Origin of the sequence: Paenibacillus sp. PAMC 26794, from assembly GCF_000316035.1 — a bacterium.
Lineage (GTDB): Bacteria > Bacillota > Bacilli > Paenibacillales > Paenibacillaceae > Paenibacillus.
This window is the reverse complement of record NZ_ANHX01000051.1, coordinates 14,033-40,454: the sequence shown is the minus strand read 5'-3', so window position 1 is coordinate 40,454 and position 26,422 is coordinate 14,033. Positions and strand designations below refer to the sequence as shown.

20 protein-coding genes and 1 pseudogene are annotated in these 26,422 nt (G+C 47.1%); 17 read left to right on the top strand and 4 right to left on the bottom strand.

What is annotated here, in order from left to right:
• Positions 1-72 precede the first annotated feature (72 nt).
• Positions 73-687 carry a DUF4183 domain-containing protein gene (locus tag D829_RS33475; protein ID WP_017690392.1) on the bottom strand — a complete coding sequence of 205 codons (615 nt, stop codon included), beginning with the start codon at positions 685-687 and terminating at the stop codon, positions 73-75.
• Positions 688-1,141: 454 nt separating this feature from the next.
• Between D829_RS33475 and D829_RS0118395 the strand changes: the two genes are divergently transcribed.
• The 7 genes from D829_RS0118395 (at position 1,142) to D829_RS0118365 (ending at position 8,282) form a co-directional block, all read left to right on the top strand.
• Positions 1,142-1,555, top strand: a complete 414-nt coding sequence (locus tag D829_RS0118395; RefSeq protein WP_017690391.1) for a DUF4183 domain-containing protein — start codon at positions 1,142-1,144, stop codon at positions 1,553-1,555.
• Between the two features lie 58 nt (positions 1,556-1,613).
• A complete protein-coding gene (locus tag D829_RS0118390; protein ID WP_017690390.1) occupies positions 1,614-2,027 on the top strand; it encodes a DUF4183 domain-containing protein in 414 nt (137 codons plus the stop codon).
• A gap of 134 nt (positions 2,028-2,161) precedes the next feature.
• A complete protein-coding gene (locus D829_RS0118385) occupies positions 2,162-2,446 on the top strand; it encodes a DUF4183 domain-containing protein (protein ID WP_017690389.1) in 285 nt (94 codons plus the stop codon).
• 41 nt (positions 2,447-2,487) lie between these two features.
• Positions 2,488-3,687, top strand: a complete 1,200-nt coding sequence (locus tag D829_RS0118380; protein WP_017690388.1) for a hypothetical protein — start codon at positions 2,488-2,490, stop codon at positions 3,685-3,687.
• Positions 3,688-4,044: 357 nt separating this feature from the next.
• On the top strand, positions 4,045-5,853 hold the full coding sequence (locus D829_RS0118375) for an ABC transporter ATP-binding protein (protein ID WP_017690387.1): 1,809 nt from the start codon (positions 4,045-4,047) through the stop codon (positions 5,851-5,853).
• Positions 5,834-7,672 (top strand): ABC transporter ATP-binding protein, encoded by a 1,839-nt coding sequence (locus D829_RS0118370; RefSeq protein WP_017690386.1) that lies wholly within the window; start codon positions 5,834-5,836, stop codon positions 7,670-7,672. The genes D829_RS0118375 and D829_RS0118370 overlap by 20 nt, the downstream gene beginning before the upstream one ends.
• A gap of 274 nt (positions 7,673-7,946) precedes the next feature.
• Complete coding sequence (locus D829_RS0118365) at positions 7,947-8,282, top strand: hypothetical protein (protein WP_017690385.1); 336 nt, start codon at positions 7,947-7,949, stop codon at positions 8,280-8,282.
• Between the two features lie 91 nt (positions 8,283-8,373).
• On the opposite strand, the gene D829_RS0118360 is transcribed toward D829_RS0118365, so the two are convergent.
• Positions 8,374-9,978, bottom strand: a complete 1,605-nt coding sequence (locus D829_RS0118360) for a bifunctional UDP-sugar hydrolase/5'-nucleotidase (RefSeq protein WP_017690384.1) — start codon at positions 9,976-9,978, stop codon at positions 8,374-8,376.
• Between the two features lie 273 nt (positions 9,979-10,251).
• On the opposite strand from D829_RS0118360, the gene D829_RS0118355 reads away from it, so the two are divergent.
• The 6 genes from D829_RS0118355 to D829_RS0118330 all read left to right on the top strand — a co-directional run bounded on the left by D829_RS0118355 (position 10,252) and on the right by D829_RS0118330 (position 15,409).
• A complete protein-coding gene (locus D829_RS0118355) occupies positions 10,252-11,235 on the top strand; it encodes a phosphate/phosphite/phosphonate ABC transporter substrate-binding protein (RefSeq protein WP_017690383.1) in 984 nt (327 codons plus the stop codon).
• A gap of 175 nt (positions 11,236-11,410) precedes the next feature.
• Positions 11,411-12,208 carry a phosphonate ABC transporter ATP-binding protein gene (gene phnC / locus D829_RS0118350; protein WP_017690382.1) on the top strand — a complete coding sequence of 266 codons (798 nt, stop codon included), beginning with the start codon at positions 11,411-11,413 and terminating at the stop codon, positions 12,206-12,208.
• A complete protein-coding gene (gene phnE / locus D829_RS0118345; protein ID WP_017690381.1) occupies positions 12,205-13,056 on the top strand; it encodes a phosphonate ABC transporter, permease protein PhnE in 852 nt (283 codons plus the stop codon). The genes phnC and phnE (D829_RS0118345) overlap by 4 nt, the downstream gene beginning before the upstream one ends.
• Entirely contained in the window at positions 13,056-13,859 is an 804-nt protein-coding gene (phnE, locus tag D829_RS0118340; protein WP_036661541.1) for a phosphonate ABC transporter, permease protein PhnE, read from the top strand. Before phnE (D829_RS0118345) ends, phnE (D829_RS0118340) begins: the two co-directional genes overlap by 1 nt.
• A gap of 318 nt (positions 13,860-14,177) precedes the next feature.
• Positions 14,178-14,438, top strand: a complete 261-nt coding sequence (locus D829_RS0118335) for a hypothetical protein (RefSeq protein ID WP_017690379.1) — start codon at positions 14,178-14,180, stop codon at positions 14,436-14,438.
• Between the two features lie 434 nt (positions 14,439-14,872).
• Complete coding sequence (locus D829_RS0118330; protein ID WP_017690378.1) at positions 14,873-15,409, top strand: hypothetical protein; 537 nt, start codon at positions 14,873-14,875, stop codon at positions 15,407-15,409.
• 77 nt (positions 15,410-15,486) lie between these two features.
• Here D829_RS0118330 and D829_RS0118325 read toward each other — a convergent pair whose 3' ends face one another.
• Positions 15,487-18,234, bottom strand: a complete 2,748-nt coding sequence (locus D829_RS0118325) for a DUF5689 domain-containing protein (RefSeq protein WP_241230794.1) — start codon at positions 18,232-18,234, stop codon at positions 15,487-15,489.
• A 261-nt stretch (positions 18,235-18,495) separates the two neighbouring features.
• On the bottom strand, positions 18,496-18,972 hold the full coding sequence (locus D829_RS0118320; RefSeq protein ID WP_017690376.1) for an RNA polymerase sigma factor: 477 nt from the start codon (positions 18,970-18,972) through the stop codon (positions 18,496-18,498).
• Positions 18,973-19,187: 215 nt separating this feature from the next.
• Here D829_RS0118320 and D829_RS0118315 point away from each other — a divergent pair.
• The 4 genes and pseudogenes from D829_RS0118315 to D829_RS0118300 form a co-directional block, all read left to right on the top strand.
• A pseudogene (locus D829_RS0118315) lies at positions 19,188-19,361 on the top strand (response regulator); the annotation flags it as partial.
• A 49-nt stretch (positions 19,362-19,410) separates the two neighbouring features.
• Positions 19,411-19,950 carry an HlyD family efflux transporter periplasmic adaptor subunit gene (locus tag D829_RS31435; RefSeq protein WP_017690374.1) on the top strand — a complete coding sequence of 180 codons (540 nt, stop codon included), beginning with the start codon at positions 19,411-19,413 and terminating at the stop codon, positions 19,948-19,950.
• Between the two features lie 570 nt (positions 19,951-20,520).
• Complete coding sequence (locus D829_RS0118305) at positions 20,521-22,965, top strand: glycoside hydrolase family 6 protein (protein WP_017690373.1); 2,445 nt, start codon at positions 20,521-20,523, stop codon at positions 22,963-22,965.
• Positions 22,966-23,819: 854 nt separating this feature from the next.
• Positions 23,820-26,156: a rhamnogalacturonan lyase gene (locus tag D829_RS0118300; RefSeq protein WP_017690372.1), complete on the top strand. Its 2,337-nt coding sequence runs from the start codon at positions 23,820-23,822 to the stop codon at positions 26,154-26,156.
• Positions 26,157-26,422: the final 266 nt, after the last annotated feature.

Sequence of the window (26,422 nt, the reverse complement as noted above, 5' to 3'; positions counted from 1 at the left end):
TATTGTGGGTCAAGCTTAGGGTATAGATAAGTTATCCAATAAGTTATCGTTGGAGGGTTGATTTTAAACGTTTTAACCCACTGATTGTAAAGATATTTGAATGATTTCGAGTATGATTGGAGTGCCTGCAAGAACGGTATCTTCGTTTAATTGAAGTACCAATGAATTGCGGTTGATTGTAAATAGCCTGCCTTCTTGCATCATACCATTGATATATAAATTATTAATACTATTGGTCCCCATTCCTATGAATTGATCGATGGCCTCTCCGGTATCATTTGTAAATTGTGTCACTGGAATCGCAACGGTTCCACTGATACTGGTTGGTGTAGAATAGAAAAATCTGAAGGACCTAGGAATGACAGTGATGGTGGAAATGTCAACAGCCGGACCAGCAGGTCCTTGTTCACCCTTAGCCCCAGGCAATCCCTGAAGCCCTGGCGGCCCTTGTAATCCTTGTGGGCCTGGTGCACCATTCGCTCCGCGTTCCCCGATCGGCCCTTGTAATCCTTGTGGGCCTGGTGCGCCATTCGCTCCACGTTCCCCATTCAGCCCATGTGGGCCTGGTGTGCCATCCGCTCCACGTTCCCCGTTCAGCCCATGTAATGCGTGTGGGCCATGTGCTTCACGCTCCCCATTCAGCCCGTGTAATCCGTGTGAGCCATGCGCTTCGCGCTCCCCATTCAACCTTTGTAATCCATGGCGCGCTTGCCCCCTTTTATGACCTGTTGCGTAAGGCGTTCTTTTATGCAGTCTGCGGTAGTTGCATTTTCTTTTTAATTTTTTTGATTTGCGTCTTGAGCCTATGGAGTTCTTTTTCGGTTCATGTAATAACACGCATTGTTTGGCCACTCTTTGATTTGGATGTTTCCCATTTCTCATCGACTTTCCCCTACATGAGCGCTTTTGTTGAATGATTTTCACTTTCCAGCCTCCATTCGTAAAGTTTGTTTATCATATGGGACTTAACTCTAGTGGACTGGGCCAATGATAGTGATCATGAAAATTTTGCCAAATATTCTTGATAAACAAGAAATTTATATTACATTAAAACCCAAATTAAATTATAATTATGCGTTTGCCGTGACCTCTAGTATTGATTTTCATATTGTGTATAGTGTCCGAAAGCGAGGTGAAAAAAATGGCAGTAATAAAACCTGTTGTTACAGCAACTTCTACAACTCCCGTTGCATCAGGGGGAGCTGTAGGTACTGTTGTAACTCCGGCAACAACTCGTTATTTTGCGGCAGTAGCAGCCGGTGACATTGGTGCAACAACGATAACAATTGCTGCAACCAGTTTTGTCGATGATGCCGATGCTCCAGTCGTAACGTTTCCTACATTGACAGCCACACAAAATTTTAACGTGTATGTCAATGGTGTCATGCAACAAAGCTCTTTGTCTACAGTTTCTACAACTAGCTTGGTACTGAACACCGTTGATATTGCTGTTGGTGTTCCTGTGATCCTGGAGATCGCGAACTTTGCCAATACGGTATCCACCATTACGACGCAACCTACCATTTCTACGCCTGTTATAACTGTTAACACTTAGAGATTGAATCTGTATTGTTAAGGATCCTAGCCTATTTATTATGAAGGGTGTGAAGAACATGGCAGTGATAAAACCTGTTTATACAGCGATTTCTACGACTCCCGTTTCATCAGGGGGAGCGATAGGTACTGTTGTAACTCCGGCAACAACTCGTTATTTTGCGGCAGTAACAGCCGGTGACATTGGTGCAACAACGATAACAATTGCTGCGACCAGTTTTGTCGATGACGCTGATGCTCCGGTCGTAGCTTTTCCTACTTTGACGGCCTCACAATATTTTAACGTGTATGTCAATGGTGTCATGCAACAAAGCTCTCTGTCTACGGTTTCTACAACTAGCTTGGTACTGAATACCGTTGACATCTCTGTTGGTGTTCCAGTGACCCTGGAGATCGCCAGCTTTGCGAATACGGTATCTACCATTACGACGCAACCTGCCATTTCTACGCCTGTTATCACTGTTATCACTTAATCATCGAATTTGATTGTTTGCAACTGATCTGATCGGAGATATTCATCACGGTCTGGGCCAATGATCTACCAAGGTTCAGACCGTGCCCTCTTTCGAATATGTGCATACGTTACAAAAAGAAGGATGTGAAGAGGATGCCCATTGTTGTACCGTTTGAGGCATCAAGAAAATTTGTAACGAATGCTGGTCAGGGAACAGGATCTGGCGCAAGCTTCTCCATTGCGGCGACCAGCTTCATTGATGATGCAGGAACTAGCGCTATCGCATTTCCGAACCGCTATTCCTACTATTTGCTTAATATTAATGGGGTTCTTCAGCTTAGTTCTGCATCTACGGTTTCAGCCAATTCGATTACGATTCCTAATGGAGACACACTGGATACCAGTATCCCTATTCTGGTTGAGTTTATTGTCAATTAACCTGCAGGGATCCAAATTTTAGAGGAAAGGGAGGGAATACAATGGTATTTGTTGAACCGGTCTATAATCTCGGAGGGATCACTCCAACATCCAATGCAATGATTGATAAGCTGCAAACTGCTGAGGTAAGCTCCCGGTTTAATTTTGTACCCAATTACGGTATTTCCGCATTAAGGGATGTCATTACTACGACGGGCGGGGGTACTGTCAGCAATTCTGGCGAAAACTTTTTATTACAATCATCTGCGACTGCCAACAGCCTTGCTCAGTTAACAACAACAGAACGCGGTCAATTCCTTTCCGTTGCTTTTGATTGCGGTATGAATGTACAAGTTCCTGCTGTACCTGTAGGGACACAAAAGGTGGAATGGGGCTATACGGATGGTGTGAACGGTGTTTATTTCGGACAAGATAGCGTTGGGGTTTATGTTGCATTATTGCAAAATGGAGTGGAAACCCAAAAGGTATATCAACAGAACTGGAATGTTGACACAATGGACGGAACCAGTCAAAGCAGGGTTACTCTGAATACCTTTACTGGATATTTATATCAAATACGCTATGGTTATTCCTATGGACAGGTGGAACTTCGGATTGTAGCAGTGAATCCTCAAAATTTCCAGCAGCCAATTACGATCCATCGATTTAATCCCTTGGGTGATATCCTAATCTCGGACCCTAACCAGAATATCAAGGCGCTGGCAAACAACGGCGCAGCAGGCGGATCAATAAGCTTGAACGTTGGTGGAAGATATTTTAACAACTTGGGCACAGTCACGGAGACATCACGAATTACAACGGAAATGCGCACGAATACGTTGGTTACAAATACAGTATTCTCCCCTACAGTGAGCTTTCGACGCAAGCAATTTTTCCCCGATGCCACTACGAGACCCAATTCGGTTAATTTGTCAATAGAGAGCTTCGATATATTGGCGTCTGTCGATTTTGCCTGGGAGCTGAGAATTAATGCTCAACTTACGGGTGCTTCTTTCGGAACCATCGCGAGTACGCCTTCCTCAGAAACCGCGTTGTTATCCGATGTGACGGCAACAGCCATGAATCAAACTGCAGGTGTCCGGATACTGGCAGGAATCTCCCTTGCAGGAAAAACAGAAGGGTTGTCTAATTTCAACGTAAACTATGCACTGCCAGGCAATGAGATCCTGACATTAGCCGTAAAATCATTAAGCGGTATCGGGAACGGAAGTGTTGCACTTAGAATGCGAGAACTGTGGTAGGGCGTTTCTCCCCCTTAAAAAAGTCCGATGGACGATGGAATGATGGAAAAACGTAAAAGGGACGAAGCAGGATGAACTTCTGTTTCGTCTCTTTTTAACGTATCGGTGTTTTTGTTCTTCATCAATATGCTTTCGAGACCCCCTTTGTTATTTGCAGATGACTGTTAACTCTATGTCTATTTCAGGTTAATACAAAGAGTGAGAAGATATTAACGATTTAATGGGAGGAAATGCGATATAATAATCATAATGGTTACGTGAAATTTTACATAGAGTTAACAAAGACATTAACGGAGTTTGCTGCGTGAGTATACCCAATCTTCACCAGAAAGAGCGCTCCGGGCCGGAGGAATGGTAATGATCAAGTTGTTGTTTTACTTGAAGAAATACCGAGTTGCCGCCATTGCAGCCTTGGTCATGATGCTGATTGAGTTGACCGTCGAACTGGCTCAGCCTTATCTGATCTCGAAGATCATTGATAGCGGCATTCAGCAGGGAGACTTATCTGTCGTCTGGTTATGGGGTGGCGTGCTGGTCGGCAGTGCTGTTGTGGCTTTTGCTGCAGGAATTGCGAGTTCGTTCTTTGCATCCCATGCAAGTCTGGGGTTCGGATACGATCTGCGGGAGAAGTTGTATGAGAAAGTGCAAACGTTCTCTTATGCTGTCTTCAACCGGTTCACGACATCGTCCCTGATTACGCGATTAACGGGGGACGTGACCCAGGTTCAGGATACCGTCTTCATGAGTCTGCGCTTCATGACACGTGTGCCGCTGGTGGTGATTGGTAGCATGATTATGGCATTAATTGTGAATCCGAGATTGGGTCTGCTGTTGGTTGTCATGGTGCCTGTACTGCTCGTCGTTGTCGTGTGGATGATCAAAAAGGCAGCGCTGCTGTTCCGCAATGTGCAGCGCAGACTGGATGCCGTCAATGGAGTCATCCAGGAGAATCTGACAGGCATTCGGCTGATCCGTGTCTTCGTACGGATGGGCCATGAGATTGAACGCTTTGCCGGATTCAGCGGCAAGCTGATGAAAGGCACGATCTCCGCGCTACGTTTAACGGAGACCACGATGCCGTTCATGCTGCTGATGATGAACGTTTGTATCATCGCCGTGTTATGGTTTGGACGAGTCGACATTGCCTCCGGTAATGCAACCGTGGGTGAAGTGGTCGCCGTCATTAACTACCTGCTTCGCACAATTGGAGCCATGTCTGCGTTGTCATGGATTCTGGTAACCTTCTCGAGAGCAAGCGCTTCGGCGCAACGACTGAATGAAGTGTTCAATACGGAGGATACATCGGAGACTGAACAGACGAAGTCGTTATCAACGTCCGCACCATCTGCTGGATCTGTGAAATCTTCACATTTTCCGCAATCTTCATACTCAGCGAAGAAACAGCGTGCTGTGCAGGGAACGGTTGAATTCCGCAGTGTAGGCTTCAGTTATCCCAATAGTGAAATTACAGTACTGGATAACATCACATTCACTGCAAAAGCGGGGGAACGCATTGCCATTATGGGAGCAACAGGCTCAGGTAAATCTTCGCTCGTACAGCTCATTCCGCGGTTATACACAGAGGATCAAGGTAAGGTACGGATTGATGGTGCCGATGCATCAGAGTTGGATCTGTCCATGCTGCGTGGTGCGATTGGTTATGTGCCTCAGGAGGTTGTCCTGTTTACCGGTTCCATCCGGGAGAATATTGCCTGGGGTCAGGAAGATGCTACCTTGGAGGAGATTGTGGAAGCTGCGAAGCGTGCCCAGATCCATGAAACGATTGAGAATTTACCAAACGGTTATGATACATTGCTGGGTCAACGGGGAGTGAATCTCTCCGGTGGACAGAAGCAGCGACTTTCCATTGCACGAGCGCTGGTACGTAGACCAAGAATTCTGATTCTGGACGATAGCACAAGTGCGCTGGATGTAGCTACAGAAGGCAGACTGCTCGATGCGCTGGAGGAATTGTCGTGTACTACGTTTATTATCACCCAGAAGATCAGTTCAACCACTTCGGCGGACCTGATTCTGCTGCTTGATGATGGACAACTCATTGGACAGGGAAAACATGAAGACCTGATGGAATCGTCAGAGCTGTACCGTCGAATTCATGAATCACAATACGGGGAGGGTGCACAGCATGTTCAAAGCATTCATTGAGCCTTTCCGTCAGCCGCCACCGCCGATTGACCCGGAGACGTTACGATCAGGCGGTGGTCGCAAACCCAAGGCAAGGGCGAAGAACTGGTCAGGTACATTAGGCCGGATCTGGACCTATCTGGCAAGGCGTAAGGTCAAGCTGTCTATGGTACTGTTGATGGTGTTTGCCAGTTCCGCACTCGCTTTGCTTGGCCCCTACATGGTAGGGGTGGCCGTGGATGATTTTATCGCGGGTGAAGCCGGCTCAAGCTGGACTCGGTTTCTGATTGGATTAACCGCAGTGTATGTCTTGTTCTCTCTTACATCCTGGTTACAAAATATATGGATGATCGAAATTGCACAGGAAACCGTGTTCCGCATGCGGTATGATTTGTTCTCCCATCTGCACAAATTACCGATTCCATTCTTCGGTAAACGCCAGCAGGGAGAGATTATGAGTCGGGTGACCAATGATATCGAGAATGTCAGTGGTACGTTGAACAGCTCGGCCATCCAGATTTTCTCGAGTGTATTAACACTGCTCGGAACGTTTGGGGTTATGCTCTGGCTCAGCCCGCTGCTGACCCTGCTTACCTTTATCGTTGTGCCTTTGATGGCCATCGGTATGCGTTGGATTACGCGCAGAACGGGACCGCTCTTCAAGGAACGGCAGCGTAATCTGGGTGAACTCAACGGTTACATCGAAGAGACATTATCCGGGCAGCGGATCATTAAGGCATTCTCCCAAGAGGAGCGGGTGATTCGCGGTTTTGAGGAACGGAATACCCGTATCCGGATTTCCGGTTTCTGGGCACAGACGATCTCTGGTTTTATCCCGAAACTGATGAATGGATTGAACAACCTGAGCTTTGCGATTGTCGCGGGCATCGGTGGTATTCTGGCGATTCAGGGTTCGGTTACAGTCGGGGTGATTATTATCTTTGTAGAATATGCCCGTCAATTCACCCGTCCGCTCAATGATCTGGCGAACCAGTGGAATACGTTATTGTCCGCGATTGCGGGGGCTGAGCGTGTATTCGAGGTGCTGGATGAAGATGAGGAAGCGAAGGATGAAGGGGCAGCGGTATCTCTGGACAAGGTAGAGGGAGCCGTTCGCTTCGACAAAGTATCCTTTGGGTACGATGAAGGACGTAACATTTTGCATGACATCAGCTTTGAAGCCAAACCGGGTGAGATGATTGCCCTTGTGGGTCCGACCGGAGCGGGGAAAACAACATTGATCCAGCTTTTATCCCGTTTCTATGATCCGACAGGTGGCACATTAACGGTAGATGGTCGCGATATGACCACTATTCGGCGTGAGAATCTGCGGTCCCATATGGCGTTTGTACTTCAAGATTCATTCCTGTTTCAGGGCACGATTCGGGAAAATATTCGGTTTGGCCGTCTTGACGCGACGGATGAAGAGGTGGAAGCAGCCTCCCGGCTGGCGAATGCCCATTCCTTCATTGTGCGAATGAAGGATGGATACGACAAAGTGCTCCAGGCCGATGGGAGCGGCATTAGTCAGGGGCAGAAGCAACTACTCGCCATTGCCCGGGCAATCTTGGCAGATCCATCCATACTTGTACTGGACGAAGCGACGAGTAGTATTGATACCGTTACGGAGATCAAAATCCAGGAAGGGTTGCAACGCCTGATGCAAGGTCGTACCAGCTTTGTCATTGCCCACAGGCTGAACACGATCCGTCAGGCCGACCGAATTCTGGTGCTGAAGGATGGGCAGCTACTGGAGCAAGGCTCGCATGATGCGTTGCTGGAACAAGGTGGTTTCTACAGCGAGCTGTATTACAGTCAGCTGCGTAAAAAGGCGCAATAGTCATTTTGGATAATATGGGACATGTATTAGAGAACTTGTAGGTATATAAAAAGAGCAGGGATGAGGGCACGATGCTCCTCACTTCTGCTCTTTTTGCATATTTTATTGAATAAACGTGGGAAATTGAATTGTGATTGTATGTTAAAATAAGGATATATTGGAATAGATCCGTTTTTGGAAGGTTGCCAGCGGTTTTGAAGCATGAGAATGAATTTTTACACGTATGCCTGTAGTCAGTCATGTGATGCATTAAAAGAGAGGAGGGCAATGCGGAATGGAATTCAAATTTGGGAATGCTGCTATTCTTTTACCCCCTGTTCACATTATGATTATCACGATCATTATTATTTTCATTCTAGTAAGGTGGAGCAAGCAGTTAGAAACAAGACGTTTTACGGTTTTCTTTTACTTTTTGATTAGTACGTTCATTACTCCAATTTATTCTCAAAGTACATCAGAAGGTGTCTTTCAGCTATGGATTCCTTTAGGATTTATTGTGGTTTTCTTGTATTTGATTCGCAGCGAAAGAAATCATCCATCTAAAATGAAAGCGAGTATCTTAGGGTTTTCGATAGCAATATATCAGTTAATTCTTCAATATATCGGATAACGGGATGGGACAGGATATTTCAATAAGAACAAGTAAGCAATAGGTTGAAAAAAAAGAGCAGATCCTGATCACAGGACCTGCTCTTTCTTATTTAACTTCCAATAACTTTCCAGTTATCCGCCTGCTCCACCGTTAACGGCTGGTGTCTGCGAATGTAATCTTCCACCAGTGCGGCCATGTCCGTGGCACCTTCGTGCAGTACCTTTTTGCCCGGATACATCGCATAATCTCCACCGCCAGCAGCACGGTAGCTGTTCATCACCACAGAGTACATGCCATCTATATCCATTGGCTTGCCTTCACGTTCCAACTTCACAACTCGACTGCCTACAGGTTGGGAGACATCCAGCTCATATTCCATGCCAGCCCACATATCGTAATTATAATGTTGGGGTTTGGGTTCCATATAAGCCGGATTGACTGCCACCTCGCCAGAAGCATCTACTTCAAAGTAACGAGCCGTTTGTTCCAGTGCCTCCCGGATATCCTGACCACTCAGCTCCAGCACCGTCAGAGTATTAGGATAGATGAAGTTGGATAACACGTCCCGAACGGTGATGTGACTCCCGAAACCGCGAGCTTCTTCACTCAGCATGGCGGTATTGGAGAGCTGCGCTCCAGTCGCTTCCATCTGCACTTGATGTACAAAAGCAATGAATGGATGTGCCTGGAGTCGCAGAGCCGTAGCATTGGTGATGGATAAGTCCCCAGCCACCTCGCCAATGGGCTGATCAAGCCATGCTTGTCCCTCAGTTTCCAGCTCTTCCGTCAGTTTCATGACGGTTGCATCAGGTTCAACCTCATGATGTTCATCCAGAAGTAACAACCGAGCCTGCTTATCTGTAATCTGCCATTTCCCGCCCGATGTTTGTTCCAACTGAACGGATACATGCCCCGCACCATTTCCACTGAAGCCCGGCTGAATGACGGTTACACCATGAATATTAGCGGTAAGCTGACGATGCTGGTGTCCGGTAAGCAGCACATCGATGCCTTCGATGTCCCGACAGATGGCATAGCCTTGGTTTTCTCCAGTTAATCGTTCGGCAGGCTCTCCTGTCTCCAGATCACTCTCAAATCCGCCGTGATAACTCACAACCATTACATCTGGTTGTTCATGCTCGCGTATATAGCTAACCCACGTACGGATGGTCTCCAAGGCATCAAGGAACTGTAAACCCTCAATATTTTTCGGGTGCTCCCAGTTCGGTATGTAGTGCGTAGTTGCGCCCAAGAGGGCTACTTTGACACCCGTAGACAAGGTTTTGATTAGATACGGAGGACCGAAGGCAGGTACGTCTGGTTGCCCATCTTTTACAATATTGGCAGACAGCCAGGGGAAATTGGAAGCTTCAACTGCTCCGCGCAACAGATTCTGACCATAGTTAAACTCGTGATTGCCCATCACCGCAGCATCATAACCGAGTTCATTCAGTACCGTTATGAATGGATGCACCTCGTTTTTGGAAACCTGTGAAGCTGCATAGGAGGCCAAGGGTGATCCTTGCAGCAGATCCCCGTTATCCACCAGCATCAATTCAGGTGAACGTTCACGTTCCTTACGAATCAGGGAAGCCAGCAGGGCAAGCCCAGCCGGGCGGTAGGCATTGGTATTGTAATGAATGGGACGGATCGCCCCGTGCAGATCACTGGTATAGAGAATATCGAAGCTTGCCGTATGGTTTGTGGATGTCATTTTACAATCTCCTCTAATATATAAGTTCAGATATATGGAATTACTATAAAACGGAGAAGAATGAATAGCCTGAAGAACCGAAGTATGCGCCGTTATCTCCGATGCTCTTCCTATATCTTCAACCATAATGAGCCTATTCTAACAGATACAAGTCGCGCTGACAGCCTGACAGGAAACTTTACAAAACTCCAAATTTCGTTTCACATCGCGCTAATATTTGGCAACTATAGTAGATAAGTACTGAAAAATAGAAACTCTTTGGAGGGTGTTCGTTTGAAGAAGTCTGCTTTATTTTTACCATTGTTGATTTTGGTTCTGTTTCTGAGTGCTTGTGGGTCTAGCAGTAGTACAACAGGTTCGGCTAACGGGGATAATTCGAGTTCCAATGCATCCGGTACGTCTACGGCAGAGACAGAGAAAGCTGTCGAAGGTTATGTGCCAACTGAACTGACGGTTCAATTTGTTCCTTCCCAGAACGCAGATACGCTTGAAGCCAAAGCGAAACCGCTGGAGAAGTTGCTTGGTGACAAACTGGGCATTCCGGTAAAAGTCAGCGTATCCACCGACTACAACACAATTATTGAAGCAATGGCTTCCAATAAAGTAGACGTAGGTTTCTTGCCTCCGACAGCTTATGTACTGGCTAAAGAAAAAGGCGCTGCACAAGTTATTTTGCAAGCACAACGTTTTGGTGTAAATGATGAGACTGGAGCTCCAACAGAGCAACTGGCAGATTCGTATAAATCCATGTTCATTGTGAAAAAAGATTCGCCGATTCAATCCATCGAGGACCTTAAAGGTAAAAAAGTCGCTTACCAAAACGTAACGTCTTCCGCAGGTTATGTATGGCCAGCCGGTCTGTTGCTCGACAGAGGGATTGATCCATTGAAAGATGTAACAGCTGTAACGTTAAAAGGTCATGACCAAAGTGTTATCGCTGTATTGAATGGTGACGTTGATGCGGCAGCTATTTTCCAAGATGCCCGCAACACGGTAGTCAAAGACTATCCGACTGTATTTGAAGATACACGTGTACTGGCGTTCACTGAGCCTATTCCTAACGATACCATCACTGTTCGTACAGACATGAATGCAGATTGGACTGCGAAGATCAAACAAGCTTTCATTGATATCGGTAAAGATACTGAAGGTCACCAGATCATCAAAGAAATCTATACGCATGAAGGTTATGTAGAGTCCGATGATAGCAAGTTCGAGATCGTTCGCCAGTATGGCGAAAAAGTGAAAGGTGAATAATTCTGATCCAAAAGTAGTTCGGGATCTGTTCACTTTGTAGTAGCTTTCTTGGATGGGAACAGCTTAATCGTAGCAATGGACAGGCCAGTTCAGCGTGATCTACGCTGCGCTGGCTTGTGCCATTATAGCAAGGACTCATGTGTATGATCATTATGAATGAAAGAAGGATATTGTCATGATTGAGCTTCATAACGTTACCAAAACTTACGCTAACGGCACCAAAGGCCTGGATAATATTAATCTGAAATTTGAGCAGGGTGAATTCATTGCTGTAGTGGGTCTGTCCGGTGCAGGTAAATCAACGCTCTTACGCTCCATTAACCGACTGCACGACATTAGTGAGGGCGAGATTCTGATTAACGGAAGTTCCATCACGAAGGCACAAGGCAAACGGCTGCGCATGATCAGACGTGACATCGGCATGATCTTCCAGAGTTTCAATCTGGTGAAACGGTCCAGTGTACTACGTAACGTACTCGCTGGACGGGTTGGATATCATTCCACCATGCGTACCATTATGGGTCGTTTTCCAAAAGAGGATATTGAACTGGCGTTCACTGCGCTGGATCGTGTGAATATTTCGGAGAAAGCTTATTCCCGTGCAGATCAGTTGTCTGGTGGACAACAACAACGTGTCGCTATTGCCCGTGTACTGGCACAGGAAGCAAAAATCATACTGGCCGACGAACCGGTTGCTTCACTTGACCCGCTTACAACCAAACAAGTCATGGATGACCTGAAACGCATCAATCAAGACCTTGGGATTACGACCATCGTCAACCTTCACTTTATTGATCTGGCGAGAGAGTATGCGACCCGTATTGTCGGATTACGAGCAGGTGAAGTGGTATTCGACGGCCCGGTGGAAGAGGCAACGGATGAGCGCTTTGCTGAAATATACGGCAGACCGATTCTGGCTGACGAATTGTTGGACAAGCAGGCTGTACATGAGCAGGAAGAAGTTGTGGTATGAAGGGGCAGTCCAACGTTCCACTTCAGAATTCAGGCGGAGTGGGGAAGGGACCTGGTTCCAGCGCGGCTCAGGTTGTGAATCGCCCGAAACCGCCTGGGCGTACGAAACATCTGCTCACCTTAGTGATCATTCTGCTCCTTCTGTGGGCCAGTGCCAAGCAGACGGATGCCAGCTTCACGGAGTTGTTTGAAGGTTTTCCCAACATGCTGGATCTGCTGAAGGAGATGTTCCCACCACGCTGGACATACTTCGATAACATTGTTCAAGGCATGCTGGAAACGATCCGGATGGCCCTGATTGGGACAACCATTGGTGCGATTATTGCGATTCCGATCTCGATCATCTGTGCCGGTAACCTGATGCCGAGTCGCTGGATCTACTATCCGGCACGCTTTCTGCTCAACCTGATTCGGACAGTGCCGGATTTGCTACTTGCTGCTTTGTTCGTTGCTGTGTTTGGTTTGGGGCCAATCCCCGGAATCTTGGCACTGGCTGTGTTCTCGGTAGGTCTGATTGCAAAGTTGACCTATGAGACGCTGGAAACCATTGATCAGGGGCCACTGGAAGCGATGACGGCTGTTGGTATGAACCGGATTCAGCTCATTGTATATGGCGTGGTGCCGCAACTGGCTGCCCAGTTCACATCCTATGTGCTGTATGCCTTCGAAATTAATATACGTGCCGCTGCCATTCTGGGACTGGTGGGAGCCGGAGGAATTGGGCTCTACTATGAGGCAACACTTGGATTCCTGGAGTATGACAAGACCAGCGTAATCATTCTGTTTACCCTCGTCATCGTTCTGATCATTGATTATGTAAGTACTAAGCTGCGGGAGAAATTGCTATGATGAAAAATGAAACAAGCCGCATCCGGCCTAAACCACGGAAGAACCCGCTTCGCTGGGTCATTGTGTTACTGCTGATCCTTGTGTATGTCTGGGCCCTTGCTGGTGTACCGTTTACTGGTTTCAAGGAAACCGCTGCTCAGATTATGAAGGCCATTGTAGCCGGGATTTTCTCACCGGATTGGGATTTTGTATATCTGCCTGAGGGAGAAGACCTGCTGCGAGGACTGCTGGATACACTGGCGATTTCCGTGCTGGGGACTGTGATCTCGGCTGTGCTCTGTATTCCGTTTGCCTTTTGGTCTGCCCGTAACATGAGTGGGCATCGTTCCATCTCGGGTGCAGGCAAAATGGTACTCAGCTTTATCCGCACGTTCCCTGAGATTATCATGGCCTTGTTGTTCATTAAGGCAGTAGGTCCCGGATCGTTTGCAGGGGTACTCGCCCTTGGATTGCACTCCATCGGCATGTTAGGCAAATTGTACGCAGATGAAGTTGAAAATATCGACTACGGCCCATCTGAGGCGCTGCTTGCCTCCGGAGCCAATCGCATGCAGCAGTTGTGGTTTGCCATCCTGCCGCAGGTTATGCCTGGCTTCCTGAACTATACGTTGTATCGTTTCGAGATTAATGTACGTTCCGCGACCATACTGGGGGTAATCGGAGCAGGGGGGATTGGTACACCACTGATCTTTGCACTGAGCACCCGGAACTGGCCACGAGTAGGTATTATCCTGCTGGGGATTATCGTGATGATCACGATTATCGACTTGATCTCGGGTTATATTCGGAAGAAGCTGGTATAAGGGTTAATGTGGCGCTACGAATATATTAGATGATAAATTAAGATTAGTTGATAGCGTAAGAAGAGAGGGCTATTCGGTGCCGAATATTGGCAGGGATAGTCTTTTTTTGTGTCTGCAAATAAACAACGGTGCGTTCTTGTTGCTCAGCTAACCGTCGAGGAATAAGAGTGTTCCAAGAATATATATAAAGATGATTGAATTATTTTCCATTTACATGTAAGATTAATAGGTTTCTATATAAAGGGAATTAAGGATATTAATCAATACTCCTGCTAGATACCCATACAAGAAGTGAGTCTTTTTAAAGGAAGGTGACCTATGGAATTATTTCAATATATATGGATTGGGTTTATGCTACTCCTATTGCTGTACAGAATGATTTTTCAGAAGTTTAAAAAACATAACAGAGAAAATATTGGACTCAGTGCAATCCTGATCATTTTCACGGGAAGCAGTTATACGTTTACACAGATGAACTTGATTTTTGTCATTATTGTCATCGCCGTGGCCGCTTATTTTGCTGTATGGAACAGCATTCTATTTGTTAGAAATGGATATGAGCCGGAACGTTTGAAATGAACCCGTTCTGCATCGTCGTCAAGGAATTTAAACATTGTGGCCTCGCAGGAGCTGGGATAACGAACCTGAGAGTCCCTATTTTGCCTCACAAGGCATCACTGGAATTCTAACGAATCGTAGTGGCGCTATTTGTTGCGTTTTGCCCGAATTAACCCTTTGGCAACTGAAATGTAGTTAAATAGCGATGCTGAGGTTCGTTAGATTTTATAATTAGGCCAAAATGGCCGAATAAGGTCTGTCAGGTTCGTTAGCAGTGGCAGCTTTTTTAGATACTTTCCAGCCAAGGAATTCCTATGTAACTAGAATTGATCTGACGGGAGTGGAGAATAAAACGGTTAAAACGATTTCTCCTCTAGCTCCAATGTTTCCTTCTCAAGTAAGATAAGTGATGTGCTGATTAACTTATTGACCATTGGTGTGAACTGGAGGTTCTAATGACATATAAATCATCTATTCTGGTTATGTTGATCGTACTGCTGGTTGGCGGTGGTCTATTCGCTTATTTTTACAAGTTTCCTAAAGAAGTCAATGTTACACGTGAAGCTGTAACCTATGCACAGGTTGATCCGGAAACTACCGAATCGACTGCAATTAAGGTAGAAGGAACGATGTACCGTCCACTATTTCGTCAGTCTACGTTCGAAGGCAGAATTACAATCGAAGGTAAAGATTTTACAACAACTGGAGATATGATGACTATCTACGTAGCGGAAAGCCAAGGAGGCATTCATATGGGAAACCTTCATTATCTAAAATCAGGTGAACCCTTGGAAACGTTATGGCATGGACTAATTTGGTTTGATTCAGCATGGGAGAATATTAATCTGAATCTTGGCAGAGCAGGACAGACGTCAGACCAGAATTTTTATGTGGTCGCTACAGCTCGCAATCAGCAAGAAGCTTACAAAGTTCAAGCGCGTATGAGTGAGCAATTTGGAGACGGATTTGCTCCTCGAAACAACATAGAATAAATAGAAAGAGGGCCTTTCTCCGTTAAACGGAGAAAGGCCCTCTTTGCGGATTATACAAGTTTAAATAATCGAAACTCTTAGCTAGCCAAAGGCAACGCCTTGGTTACTTGAACCGTAATTGTCTCGGTGCTTGTTACGCCTGCGGCATTGATCAGCTCAGCACGGTACGTATACGTTCCGTTAGCGCGACCGGACAATTCCGTTGTAGCACTTTGGGAAGCAGGTGTTGCCGCGTTCAACGTTTGTGTATCAATCAATACATCATTCTCATAGAGACGGTATTCAGTTGCGTTTGTACCCCACCAGAGGTTCATGGATACGTTGTAGTTGCCATCACCATCCCAGTTGTTTTGGGACAACGTAGCTTTCCCTGGAGCGGCATTGGTTACTTGTACCGTCAGTACATCGCTGCGTGTTGTGCCTTTGTCATTGGTCAGCTCGGCTACGTAGGTATACGTTCCGTTGGCTTTGCCTGTAATGGCGGTTATAGAGGACTGAGCCGATGGTGAAGCCGCAATCAACTTCTGCGTATCGATCAGAACGCCATTCTCATACAGTTTGTACTCGGAACCATTTTCGCCCCACCAGAGGTTCATGCTTACGTTATACGAACCTTCGAACAGGCCAGAGGTATATCCATTATCAGAAGAAAGCACCGGTTTACCCGGTGCTCCTGCAGCTGGAGTGGAAGGCACTTCGCCGCCACCTTGCTCTTCAGCAGGTACAAAATCATTCAAGCTTCTAGGTTTCAATTGATATACATCTTTGAAAATAGCGGAAACGCCTGTGATATCGATTTGGTCACCAGCAGCATAAGGGAAGGAAGTCTCCGTCACACCTGTACGGGTGTCTACACGGATGTGTGTGCTCGTTCCATCTGGTGCTACCGCGTCGAATTCAAAAGATCCAACGGGTGTAGCACTGATGATATTCTCGATCGTTACATTTTTCAATTGAACCAGTTGACCCTGGTTCGCATCTGAAATTGCTGTAACTTCGATTGGAGCAGGTACGGAAGCCGTACCTGTTTTCTCAATCGCAACGATATCGGTAAGCTCGAACTCGCTGTTATAGATGGTTGTTGCTGCCGTTACTTTCACCTTGTCACCTGCATGGAAGCCGCTAGTATGCTGGAATACGTAGATTCCAGCAGTTTCATCTTGAAGATAGAAGGCTTGTCCACCGAATACACCCGGTTCTGTCGTTACAACACCTTCGATGGTTACGGTAGTGCCAACAGCTTTGGTGCGTGCTTCAGCAATGGTGATAGCTGCTGGAATCGGTCCTTCTTCTTCCGGAAGCTGTTCTGCTGGCACATTGCCAACAGTCACGGCATTGGTGATCAGGTTGCTGCCATTCAGACGCAGACGCAAGCTGGCAGCGCCAGTTGTACCCGGTTTAATACGGACGTTCAGATCTTTGATCCCGCGACCTTGGCTGTCCGAGGTTACACTGAATGTGGAGCTATAGCCGTACGAAGTCGGCCAAGTACCACTTTCATTCTGGATCATGGCGACCTGGGTTCCGCCAGTCAGATAGATACCGGCACTATAACCGGATACGGTTGTGTTCGGAGCCATATTCTCCACAACGACACGAATCTGGAAGTCTTCTGCATTTGGAAGAGTATCCTGTTTCACGAAGCTGTATGCAGCGTTCGCACTAGATGTAGGCCCGCCGTAAGAACCAGCCTTGAAAGTGGAACGATCGTACCACTTGTATCCGGCAGCAGGTGCGGACCAAGGTTCAGCCTGTGGTTCTGTGGAAGCAGCCGGCTCTTCGAATGGTAGCAGCGCTGTAGCTGTGTCCAGTTCAAGTCCGTTCACTTGAGTTAGATCCGTGTAGTTCTCTTGCGTAGCAAGCCAGTTCACGGTGTTCACGAGCAACACGGCATCATCGGCTTCTTTAAAACCATCATAAGTCGTTTTGCGTGTACCTGTCTCTTCACGCAAGTATTTTGGTGATGCATCTTCTACTGGAGAGGAGTCACCGATGAAGGCAGCTTTACCTGCGCCCAACTTGGATACAGCCACGTAAGGACCTTCTTCAATCCCGCCACCGTTGTAGACGCCTTGGTCCACCGCGTTATTCCATTTTGCGTTGGTTTTTGGCAGGTAGACAATGCCTTTTGCCTTTTCCGGATCGGTGATTGCGAGTGTTGAACCGGCGTGCATGGCTACAGCCGATACTCCTTCTGTGATGCCGAAGGCTTGATCTGCTGGTACGACGATATTAGCGTTGATATCGCCAAGTGCGTTATAGCGGAATCGTACGCCGAAGTTATCAGACAACCAGTCCGAGCTGGTTATATTTTGCATCGCTTCAGAATTACGCTCATCTGTGCTCATGCCTTTGGCCGGATCTTCAAATGCTCCCCGACGATAGCCATTGATGACTTCAGAGCCATCCCAGCGGTTTTTGTTACGGTCTGCATTATAGTGATCTCCAACGAAGAAGATGCTGCCGCCCGTTTCAACATATTGTTTGAGTGCTGCTTGTTCGGATGTTTTGAAAGGAATTTGAGGCTCTGCAATAACGAATACGTTATACTCTTTCAGATCATCATAGGTAAATGGAGTTGTCTTGCGAAGTTCTTTGACATAATAACCATCATTCGCGAGTGCATTCCCGAAGTCGGAGAAACCTCCATCAATGACCCAGTCTGCAGCTCCAGCCGTCTGGCCGTGAGAGTTGTCGAACAATACTTTCTTGCCTGCATTTTGGTTCACAACCTTTGCCTGAATGAACGGTGCCGGGTCTGTCGGTCCTTCCGCATGAACCGATGCATCTCCGTTCCATAATCCGATCTGAAGCGGCAAAGCCATGGACAATGCCAGGAGTGATTTTAGAAATACTCCTCGCATACCTGTTAATTTACCCAACCAAATCCCTCCCAAATATTAGTTGATTCATGAGTTCGTCCATATTCTACCACATGAAAATCTCACATAGTCATAACAATTTGTAAAAATTAACTCGATATTTGTAAAATTGGGTCTTTTGACATATCCATAGGTATTTCGGTCCCGTCATAATTCATCCAATTCTGCGTGCATAATGATTGTACGCAAATAAAAAGCCATCTCTTATGAGATGACTTTGGCCCGAATTCGATTGACGGCATGGAAGACAGAGGATTTAATCATGCCTTCACTGCGATTCACCAGCTCTGCCGTTTCCTTAATGGAGTATCCATGGATGAGGCGAAGTTCTAATATTTTACGATGTTCGGTGTTGTTAATATGGGAGACAAGATCATGAACACCTTCGCTAATTTCGAGGTGGGGTGTATCGACGTGGTGGGTAGGTACCTCCAGACGGCTGTCTCGTCTGAGTGTACGGGTCCGCCTGCGGAAGCTGTCCATCGCCAGGTTACGGGCAATGCGTTTGAGATAATAGAGAATGCGATCTTCAGGGATATCCACGGTAACGTTCATTAGTCGAATGAAACAATCCTGTGCCAGATCCTCTGCGTCTTGCGGTTGTTTGACGATATGGGATAGATACCTTGTGATTTCTGATTTATAGTTGATATAAGCATCATTAATTTGTACGCTGTTCATATGATGTGAATCCCCCTTGGATACAGATCAGGCTTGGGTCCGGTCTGGTATGAGTCTCTTATGATCCAAGTATATCGGGAGGTTGTTTCCAAACGGTTCAGAGTTGTATCGGAGTTGTAACATTTCGTGCTTCCCTCTATTCAAGCATACGGCTTGGGATACAAAATATAGGCAGATGAAGGAAATTCATAGAGCAGGGAGATTACGAAAGTATCATGAGACAAAAAGAGATTTTAATTATTGAGGACGAGGAGTCCATTCGCGATATTTTGTCCTATTCGTTACGTAAGGAAGGATTTGAGATCAAGGAAGCAGCTACGGGAAAAGAGGGACTGGATCTGCTTCGGGATTCGAAGCCGGATCTGATTTTGCTGGATCTGATGCTACCTCAAGGAGAAGGAGATACAGGAAAAGCAGGCAGTTATAAGTAAGTCTGTTGTGTATGCTTCCGCTTCCGGTATATTTCAGATGAATGAAGAGGATAGCAAGACACGTGCGGTGACGGAAGGACAGCTGATCGGGTCCATTACAAACATCAGCAAACTAAAATTTATGACGATTGTTGGTGAGGAAGAATTGTTCAGGCTCAAGGTGGGCATGCCAGTTAAGGTGCGAATGACAGCGCAGAAAGACCTGCAATTCACCGGGAAGGTGAGTAAAGTGTCCAAATTCGCCCGCAAGAGTACCGATACGGACCTCAAGCAAGCTTCACAGTTTGACGTGGTCATTGATCTGAAGCCGGATGCCAGAATGTATGGAGGCGTGAGTCTGGAAGGCGATATCGAGACGATGCGGAAGGATAAAGTGACGGTTGTGTCCAGCCTTGCGATTATGCGGGATCAGACCGAACCTTACGTACTGTTAGACAAAGGCAATGGACAAACAGAGTCGCTGACCATCCAGGCTGGAATGGAATCGGGGGACAAGACGGAAGTGGTTAGCGGGTTGAAACCAGGAGACATTGTCGTTTTGCCCTAAACGTAGGAATTTAAGAACAAGGCATTATATGTAATGACTAGCTAGACGAGCGGGTTAATTCGGCATTGAAAACACGAGGTTCATTATGGCATATTGCCAGGATGAGCCTTTGGTGTGGTTAGGGGCAAGGGATGTCCAGATTCCTGCCTGAATTATGGAAAAAAATATAATTAAATTTATATAATTCAATTTACAGTAATATTTACATGTCGTATAATCAGAACATAAGGAGGTGACACCGAACATCATGTTTGTAGATGGATAGGCGAAGACCTTTTTTTTAATTGTTTGAAGAAAGCGCTTACCAAATGTGGGATTCAGACATCCCTTAAGTCATTTTTCACACTTCTTCATGTCTAACACACGTTCAACCACACCCACCATATTATACTCATTCACATGATTCGCCTTCACACACCATTTGTTTGCTCAAGATTCCAATCATACAACCATTTCTTTTGGAGGTGATACAACCAACTCATCCGAACGTTCTCTTCGTGCTAAGCATCATAATGACACAGAGGATCAGACATGAGTACAACCCAATCTAACTAAAGGAAAGGTGGAACTATGAAGACTAAATTGAAAACCAAATCCAGAGGTAAGAAGATCCTGCGCAAAGGTGTAAAACAAATGCTGGCAGCAACGCTGCTCGCTGCGGGGATTTTCCCTGGATTGTCTCCAGGCTTGACTCAGGCGGCCGAAGCCCATGTGAATAATCCATTTGTAGGGGCAACGGCTTATCTGAACCAGGACTATTCGGCTCTCGTGGATACGTCCATTGCGCTGACCAACGATGCATCATTGAAGGCCAAGATGGAGACGGTCAAATCGTATCCAACCGCAGTATGGGTTGACCGGATTGCTGCAATCTATGGCGGCACGGACAACGCTGGTCGCAAAAGTGTAGAGCAACATCTTGATGCCGTTCTCGCTCAAAAGAAACCGGGTACGCCAATAACGGCTTCATTTGTTATCTATAATCTGCCCGGTCGGGATTGTCATGCACTGGCATCCAACGGTGAACTTCCATTAACACAGGCGGCTCTGCAGACGTACAAAACGGATTATATTGATGTCATTGCAGATATCTTCGCAGATCCGAAGTATCAGGACATTCGCATTATTGCTGTCATTGAACCGGACAGTCTTCCTAACCTTGTGACCAACCTGAGTACACCAGCTTGTGGTCAAGCCAGCTCAACAGGTATCTATGAGGCGGGTGTGAAGTATGCACTGGACAAGCTGCACGCCATTCCGAATGTGTACAACTATCTGGATATCGGCCACTCCGGCTGGCTTGGATGGGATAACAACCGTTCTGCAGCAGTCGCGCTGTACACAAGTGTTGTGCAAGGGACAGCCGCGGGTCTGAGCAGTGCAGATGGCTTCATTACAAATACAGCGAACACTACACCGCTGGGGGAGCCGAACCTGTCTAACCCTGATCTCAATATCGGTGGACAACCGATTAAATCTGCCAAGTTTTATGAGTGGAATCCTTATTTTGACGAAACCGATTTCACCGCTGCGTTGTATGCCGATTTCGTACAAGCTGGCTGGCCAAGCAGCACAGGTTTCCTGATTGATACTAGCCGGAATGGGTGGGGCGGGGTAAACCGTCCAGCATCTGCTACGGGCAGCAACATCAACGATTATGTGAATTCTGGACGTGTAGATCGTCGGGAGCATCGGGGGAACTGGTGTAATGCCAGTGGAGCAGGTATGGGTGAAGCACCTAAGGCTGCACCAGGACCAGCGCATCTGGATGCTTATGTATGGGTGAAACCTCCAGGTGAATCCGATGGCTCCAGCTCCGAAATTCCCAATAACGAAGGCAAAGGTTTTGACCGGATGTGTGATCCAACCTTCACAACTCGGGATGGTGTATTAACAGGTGCATTGCCTAATGCCCCGGTATCGGGTCACTGGTTCCATGATCAGTTCGTGGCACTGGTGAAAAACTCATTCCCTGTACTGCCTGCCAGTAACGGTGGTGGCAATCCTCCGGGAGGAACAACAGCTCCTGCAGCACCAGCAGCATTGACGGCTTCTGCCGGTAACGCTCAAGTCTCCTTGACGTGGACTGCTTCTACAGGGGCTACAAGTTATAGTGTGAAGCGGGCACTGAGTGCATCAGGTCCATTCACAACAATTGCTGCCAATGTAAGTGGAACGTCTTACAGCAATACTGGTCTGATCAATGGCACAACCTATTATTATGTGGTAACGGCAACAAATGCAGTAGGTGAAAGTGTTAACTCCGCTACAGCAACAGCTACACCCGTTGCAGGTGTAACGGCGCCAGCTGCACCGACTGCTCTCACAGCAACCGCAGGCAATGCACAGGTGAGCTTGACGTGGACCGCTTCTACAGGTGCGACAAGTTATAATGTGAAACGGGCACTGAGTGCGTCAGGTCCGTTCACAACGATCGCGGCAAATGTGAGTGGTACGTCCTACACCAACACTGCCCTCACGAACGGCACGACGTATCATTATGTGGTAAGTGCAGTGAATACAGCAGGGCAAAGTGTCAATTCCGCTGTAGCTTCCGCGACACCTCAAAGTGTCGTTGTACCAACGAGTGATCTTGTCGTGCAATATCGTGCTGGAGATACCAATGCTCAGGATAGCCAGATCAAACCGTATTTCAACATCAAAAATCTGGGTAGTACTGCTGTGAATCTGAGTGATCTGAAGATCCGGTATTACTTCTCCAAAGAAGGCTCAGCTGCGATGGATTCTGCCATCGATTACGCTCAAGTTGGTGGAGCCAATATCCAGCGGACCTTCACAGACTCGTATGTAGAGCTGAGCTTCACATCTGCTGCTGGCAGCATTCAGGCTGGTGGACAGACTGGAGATATCCAGCTTCGCCTGTACAAAACAGACTGGTCTAACTTTGACGAGACTAATGACTATTCCTTCGATCCAACGAAAACATCCTACCAGGATTGGAACAAGGTAACACTCTACCAAGGTGGAAGCCTGGTATGGGGCATGGAGCCTTAAACTTTACTTGTAACTGTCTTAACCGCGATTCTCAGTGTGTTAGAGGATCGCGGTTTTTGCTATGCATTACAAGAGTCATTCTAGATTGAAGTTCTCACATCAAAATGTATTTAGAATCGCTTGAAGATCCGTAATTAGGATGTGAGAGCGGATGTATTAAGCTGGGCTGTCCTCAGGTCATGAAAATGATCAGGGGGCAGCCCTCTTTCTTTTCTAACGAACAGAGGGAACGCTATTTAGTTGAATTGATGCATTTGAAAATTCTAACGAATCGTAGACACGCTATTCAGTTAATTTGGATGGATTTTGCCCCGTTTAGACCCGGTTTGGTCCTAATAAGGTTGCTGAGATTCGTTAGGATTCGTTGTTGGAGTTTAACGCCCCAATAGGGTGTGTGAGATTCGTTAGAAAAAACTTGGGAGTGAGCTTAAATCACCCTTCCGACCGAAGCGTCATCGGGTTGATTTTCCAAATGACTCTAAAAACACTGATTATTAATCGTTTTGGACGGATATTTGCCTAGGGTCTGGCAGGCAGGATGTCTATAATAGAACCCGATGGGCGGGATCACCTCGCTCGGATTGGAAAGTGGAAAGAGAATGGAAGGGGGACCGCACTCCGGTAGTCGGGCAAGCTGATTTCTCTTTTTTAATATTGTAAGCGTAATCATTGCGGGTTGAAACCTTCTTTCGAAGAAGGTCTGTGTGGATTATCGAACGTCTAATCATCATTGATGTGTATATGCGTCACCTATTCTGTCTCAAGGAGCGTGAAGGTGGATGAACTCAGGAACAACAACGCCGGTACCTAAAGGATCGGTGTCAGGTCGGCAATCCGGTCGCAGGAAGGCTTGTATGCCACTTGCAGCCAAGGTGCTCTCTTCGGCACTTAGCGTAGCTTTGCTCATTGGAGGAACAGCTGGCGTTACGGGAGCAGAAGCTTCGAACGGTAATGGGGCGACGGAGGCCGGCCTGCAATCACATAAGGGGGGCAGTCACGTGAAAGAGATTCAACTGGAATATCTGGATCGGGGACTGGTGGCTGCATCGACATCTGAAGGTGTTTTTCTCAGTTGGAGATTGCTTGGTGACGAGGCCACAGGGTATAGCGACAAAGGGCTGACAGGTACGAACTTCAACGTCTATCGTGATGGTAAAAAGATCGCTACCGTCACTGACAGCACCAACTATGTAGATGCCGCGGGTAAATCGTCTTCCCGTTATGAAGTGGCAGCGGTGAACAAGAAGGGCAAGGAGAGCAAACGCAGTGCATCCGTCAAACCGTGGGCGAACGGGTATGTGGACATTCCCCTGCAAAAACCCGCCGATGGCGTGACGCCTGCCGGAGAAGCCTATACGTATTCCGCCAATGACATGAGCGTGGGGGATGTGGACGGGGATGGCCAATATGAGTTTTTCGTCAAATGGGACCCTTCCAACGCCAAGGACGTATCGCAAAAAGGATACACCGGTAAAACCTACATTGATGCTTACACCCTGGACGGACAATTGCTCTACCGAATTGATCTTGGGGTCAACATTCGTGCAGGCGCTCATTATACACAGATGCTCGTTTACGATTTTGACGGGGATGGCAAGGCTGAGATGATGTTCAAGACCGCTCCGGGAACGAAGATTATTAAATATAACAAAAAAGGAAAAGTAACCTCCGAGAAATACATCACACTTCCGAAGCAGGATCGCAAGGCAGGGTACTCGAACGAAGATGATTATCGTTTAAGTGCGGATGGTTACTATGATCACGTGGTGGATATGTTCAAAAACTGGCATAAACACGATGAGGTTGTGAAGGGGAACTGGCCTGCGACATTGGAAGAGGCTTTTGGAATGGAAAAAAAATATAACTACCCATTATCTCAGCAGGATGCCGAGAGCCTGGCCGACTATTTCATTGATGTGTACGCAGTAGAACGTAGTAACCGAAATGAACTGCGCAAGTTTGAAGGTTTTATTGTGGATGGACCGGAGTATGTTACGGTATTTGAAGGTAAATCAGGCAAAGAGCTGGAGACTATCCCATATGAACCTGAACGTCATGATGACGGTCTGATGTGGGGCGATTATGCCATGGCACGGATCGAACCGGGCAATCGGGTGGACCGTTTCCTAGCCGGAGTGGCTTATCTGGACGGCAAGAAGCCGTCTGCAATCTTTGCACGCGGATACTACACACGTTCGACGATGGTTGCCTACAATTGGGATGGCAAGAAGCTGAAGAAGGAATGGAAAGTGGACAGCGGCTGGACACCGATGAAGAACCCGTTCAATGACGGACCGCATGGTGTGGATGGAACAGATCCCCAGTATGGCTCTATTACCACTCAAGGTGCGCATTATTTCAGTGTGGCGGATGTGGATGGAGACGGCAAACAGGAGATTATCTATGGCTCCGCCACGATTGATCATGACGGCAGCGTGCTGTACAGCTCCACAGACCTGATGCCTGCCGAGAGTGCTGCGCCGGGAAGCATTGCCCGTCTGGGGCATGGCGACGCACTACATGTGGCAGATATCGACCCGGATCGTCCGGGACTGGAGATTTTCATGGTACACGAGGGTGGTCCGTGGGCGCCATACGGCTATTCCCTGCGTGATGCGAAGACCGGAGAAGTGATCTATGGTGGATACACGGGGAAAGATACCGGTCGCGGCATGGTGGGGGATGTTGATCCGACTCGTCGTGGACTGGAGACATGGGCTGTAGGCTTGTGGACAGCTAAGGGTGAGAAAATCAGTGATCAGATGCCGGGAACGAATATGAATATCCGTTGGGCTGCCGATATGACGACACAGATCGTTGATGGTGCGATTGATGTTACACCAACCATCAAAGACTGGAATCTTGGCACGTTGCTGACGGCAACAGGCACATTGACTAACAATCACACGAAAGGTACGCCTTCTCTTGTAGCTGATATCTTCGGGGATTGGCGGGAAGAGATGCTGGTGAGAACCACGGACAGCTCAGCGATTCGTATCTATCTGAGTACCGAGAAGACAGACCGCAAGTTGTACACGCTCATGCATGATGCGATGTATCGTGTGGGCATTGCCGGACAGAACAGTGGATACAATCAGCCGTCCTATCCGTCCTTCTACATGGCATCGGATATGGACTGGTCAAAAGTAACGCTGCCCAAATTCTACACGCCAGGTAAGGGTGGAAAGTAAGCAGGCCGGATGAACAATAGCTAGCAATAGCAACATAACATGTGTTCATGATCAGCTTGTAACGTAAGGAAGCATCAGTTTTTAAGAGTTAGTATCAAAGCTTAGAAGCTCTGGAATCCCCATGTGTCTCGTCACATAGAGGTTTCAGAGCTTTTTTCACATAAGGATCTGCGGGTAGAGCTTGGCTTTTTCCCAGCCATCCGTGTTACATCATTCTTTTACATAAGTTAAGTCTAAATAAGTTGAACTAATCATTTACACGATAA

Excerpts from the sequence above, each read along its gene's own strand:
- D829_RS0118395 (WP_017690391.1), top strand. The coding sequence starts at position 1,142 with ATGGCAGTAATAAAACCTGTTGTTACAGCAACTTCTACAACTCCCGTT.
- D829_RS0118390 (WP_017690390.1), top strand. The coding sequence starts at position 1,614 with ATGGCAGTGATAAAACCTGTTTATACAGCGATTTCTACGACTCCCGTT.
- D829_RS0118385 (WP_017690389.1), top strand. The coding sequence starts at position 2,162 with ATGCCCATTGTTGTACCGTTTGAGGCATCAAGAAAATTTGTAACGAAT.
- D829_RS0118380 (WP_017690388.1), top strand. The coding sequence starts at position 2,488 with ATGGTATTTGTTGAACCGGTCTATAATCTCGGAGGGATCACTCCAACA.
- D829_RS0118375 (WP_017690387.1), top strand. The coding sequence starts at position 4,045 with ATGATCAAGTTGTTGTTTTACTTGAAGAAATACCGAGTTGCCGCCATT.
- D829_RS0118370 (WP_017690386.1), top strand. The coding sequence starts at position 5,834 with ATGTTCAAAGCATTCATTGAGCCTTTCCGTCAGCCGCCACCGCCGATT.
- D829_RS0118365 (WP_017690385.1), top strand. The coding sequence starts at position 7,947 with ATGGAATTCAAATTTGGGAATGCTGCTATTCTTTTACCCCCTGTTCAC.
- D829_RS0118360 (WP_017690384.1), bottom strand. The coding sequence starts at position 9,978 with ATGACATCCACAAACCATACGGCAAGCTTCGATATTCTCTATACCAGT.
- phnC (WP_017690382.1), top strand. The coding sequence starts at position 11,411 with ATGATTGAGCTTCATAACGTTACCAAAACTTACGCTAACGGCACCAAA.
- phnE (WP_017690381.1), top strand. The coding sequence starts at position 12,205 with ATGAAGGGGCAGTCCAACGTTCCACTTCAGAATTCAGGCGGAGTGGGG.
- phnE (WP_036661541.1), top strand. The coding sequence starts at position 13,056 with ATGAAAAATGAAACAAGCCGCATCCGGCCTAAACCACGGAAGAACCCG.
- D829_RS0118335 (WP_017690379.1), top strand. The coding sequence starts at position 14,178 with ATGGAATTATTTCAATATATATGGATTGGGTTTATGCTACTCCTATTG.
- D829_RS0118330 (WP_017690378.1), top strand. The coding sequence starts at position 14,873 with ATGACATATAAATCATCTATTCTGGTTATGTTGATCGTACTGCTGGTT.
- D829_RS0118325 (WP_241230794.1), bottom strand. The coding sequence starts at position 18,234 with ATGGCTTTGCCGCTTCAGATCGGATTATGGAACGGAGATGCATCGGTT.
- D829_RS0118320 (WP_017690376.1), bottom strand. The coding sequence starts at position 18,972 with ATGAACAGCGTACAAATTAATGATGCTTATATCAACTATAAATCAGAA.
- D829_RS0118305 (WP_017690373.1), top strand. The coding sequence starts at position 20,521 with ATGAAGACTAAATTGAAAACCAAATCCAGAGGTAAGAAGATCCTGCGC.
- D829_RS0118300 (WP_017690372.1), top strand. The coding sequence starts at position 23,820 with ATGCCACTTGCAGCCAAGGTGCTCTCTTCGGCACTTAGCGTAGCTTTG.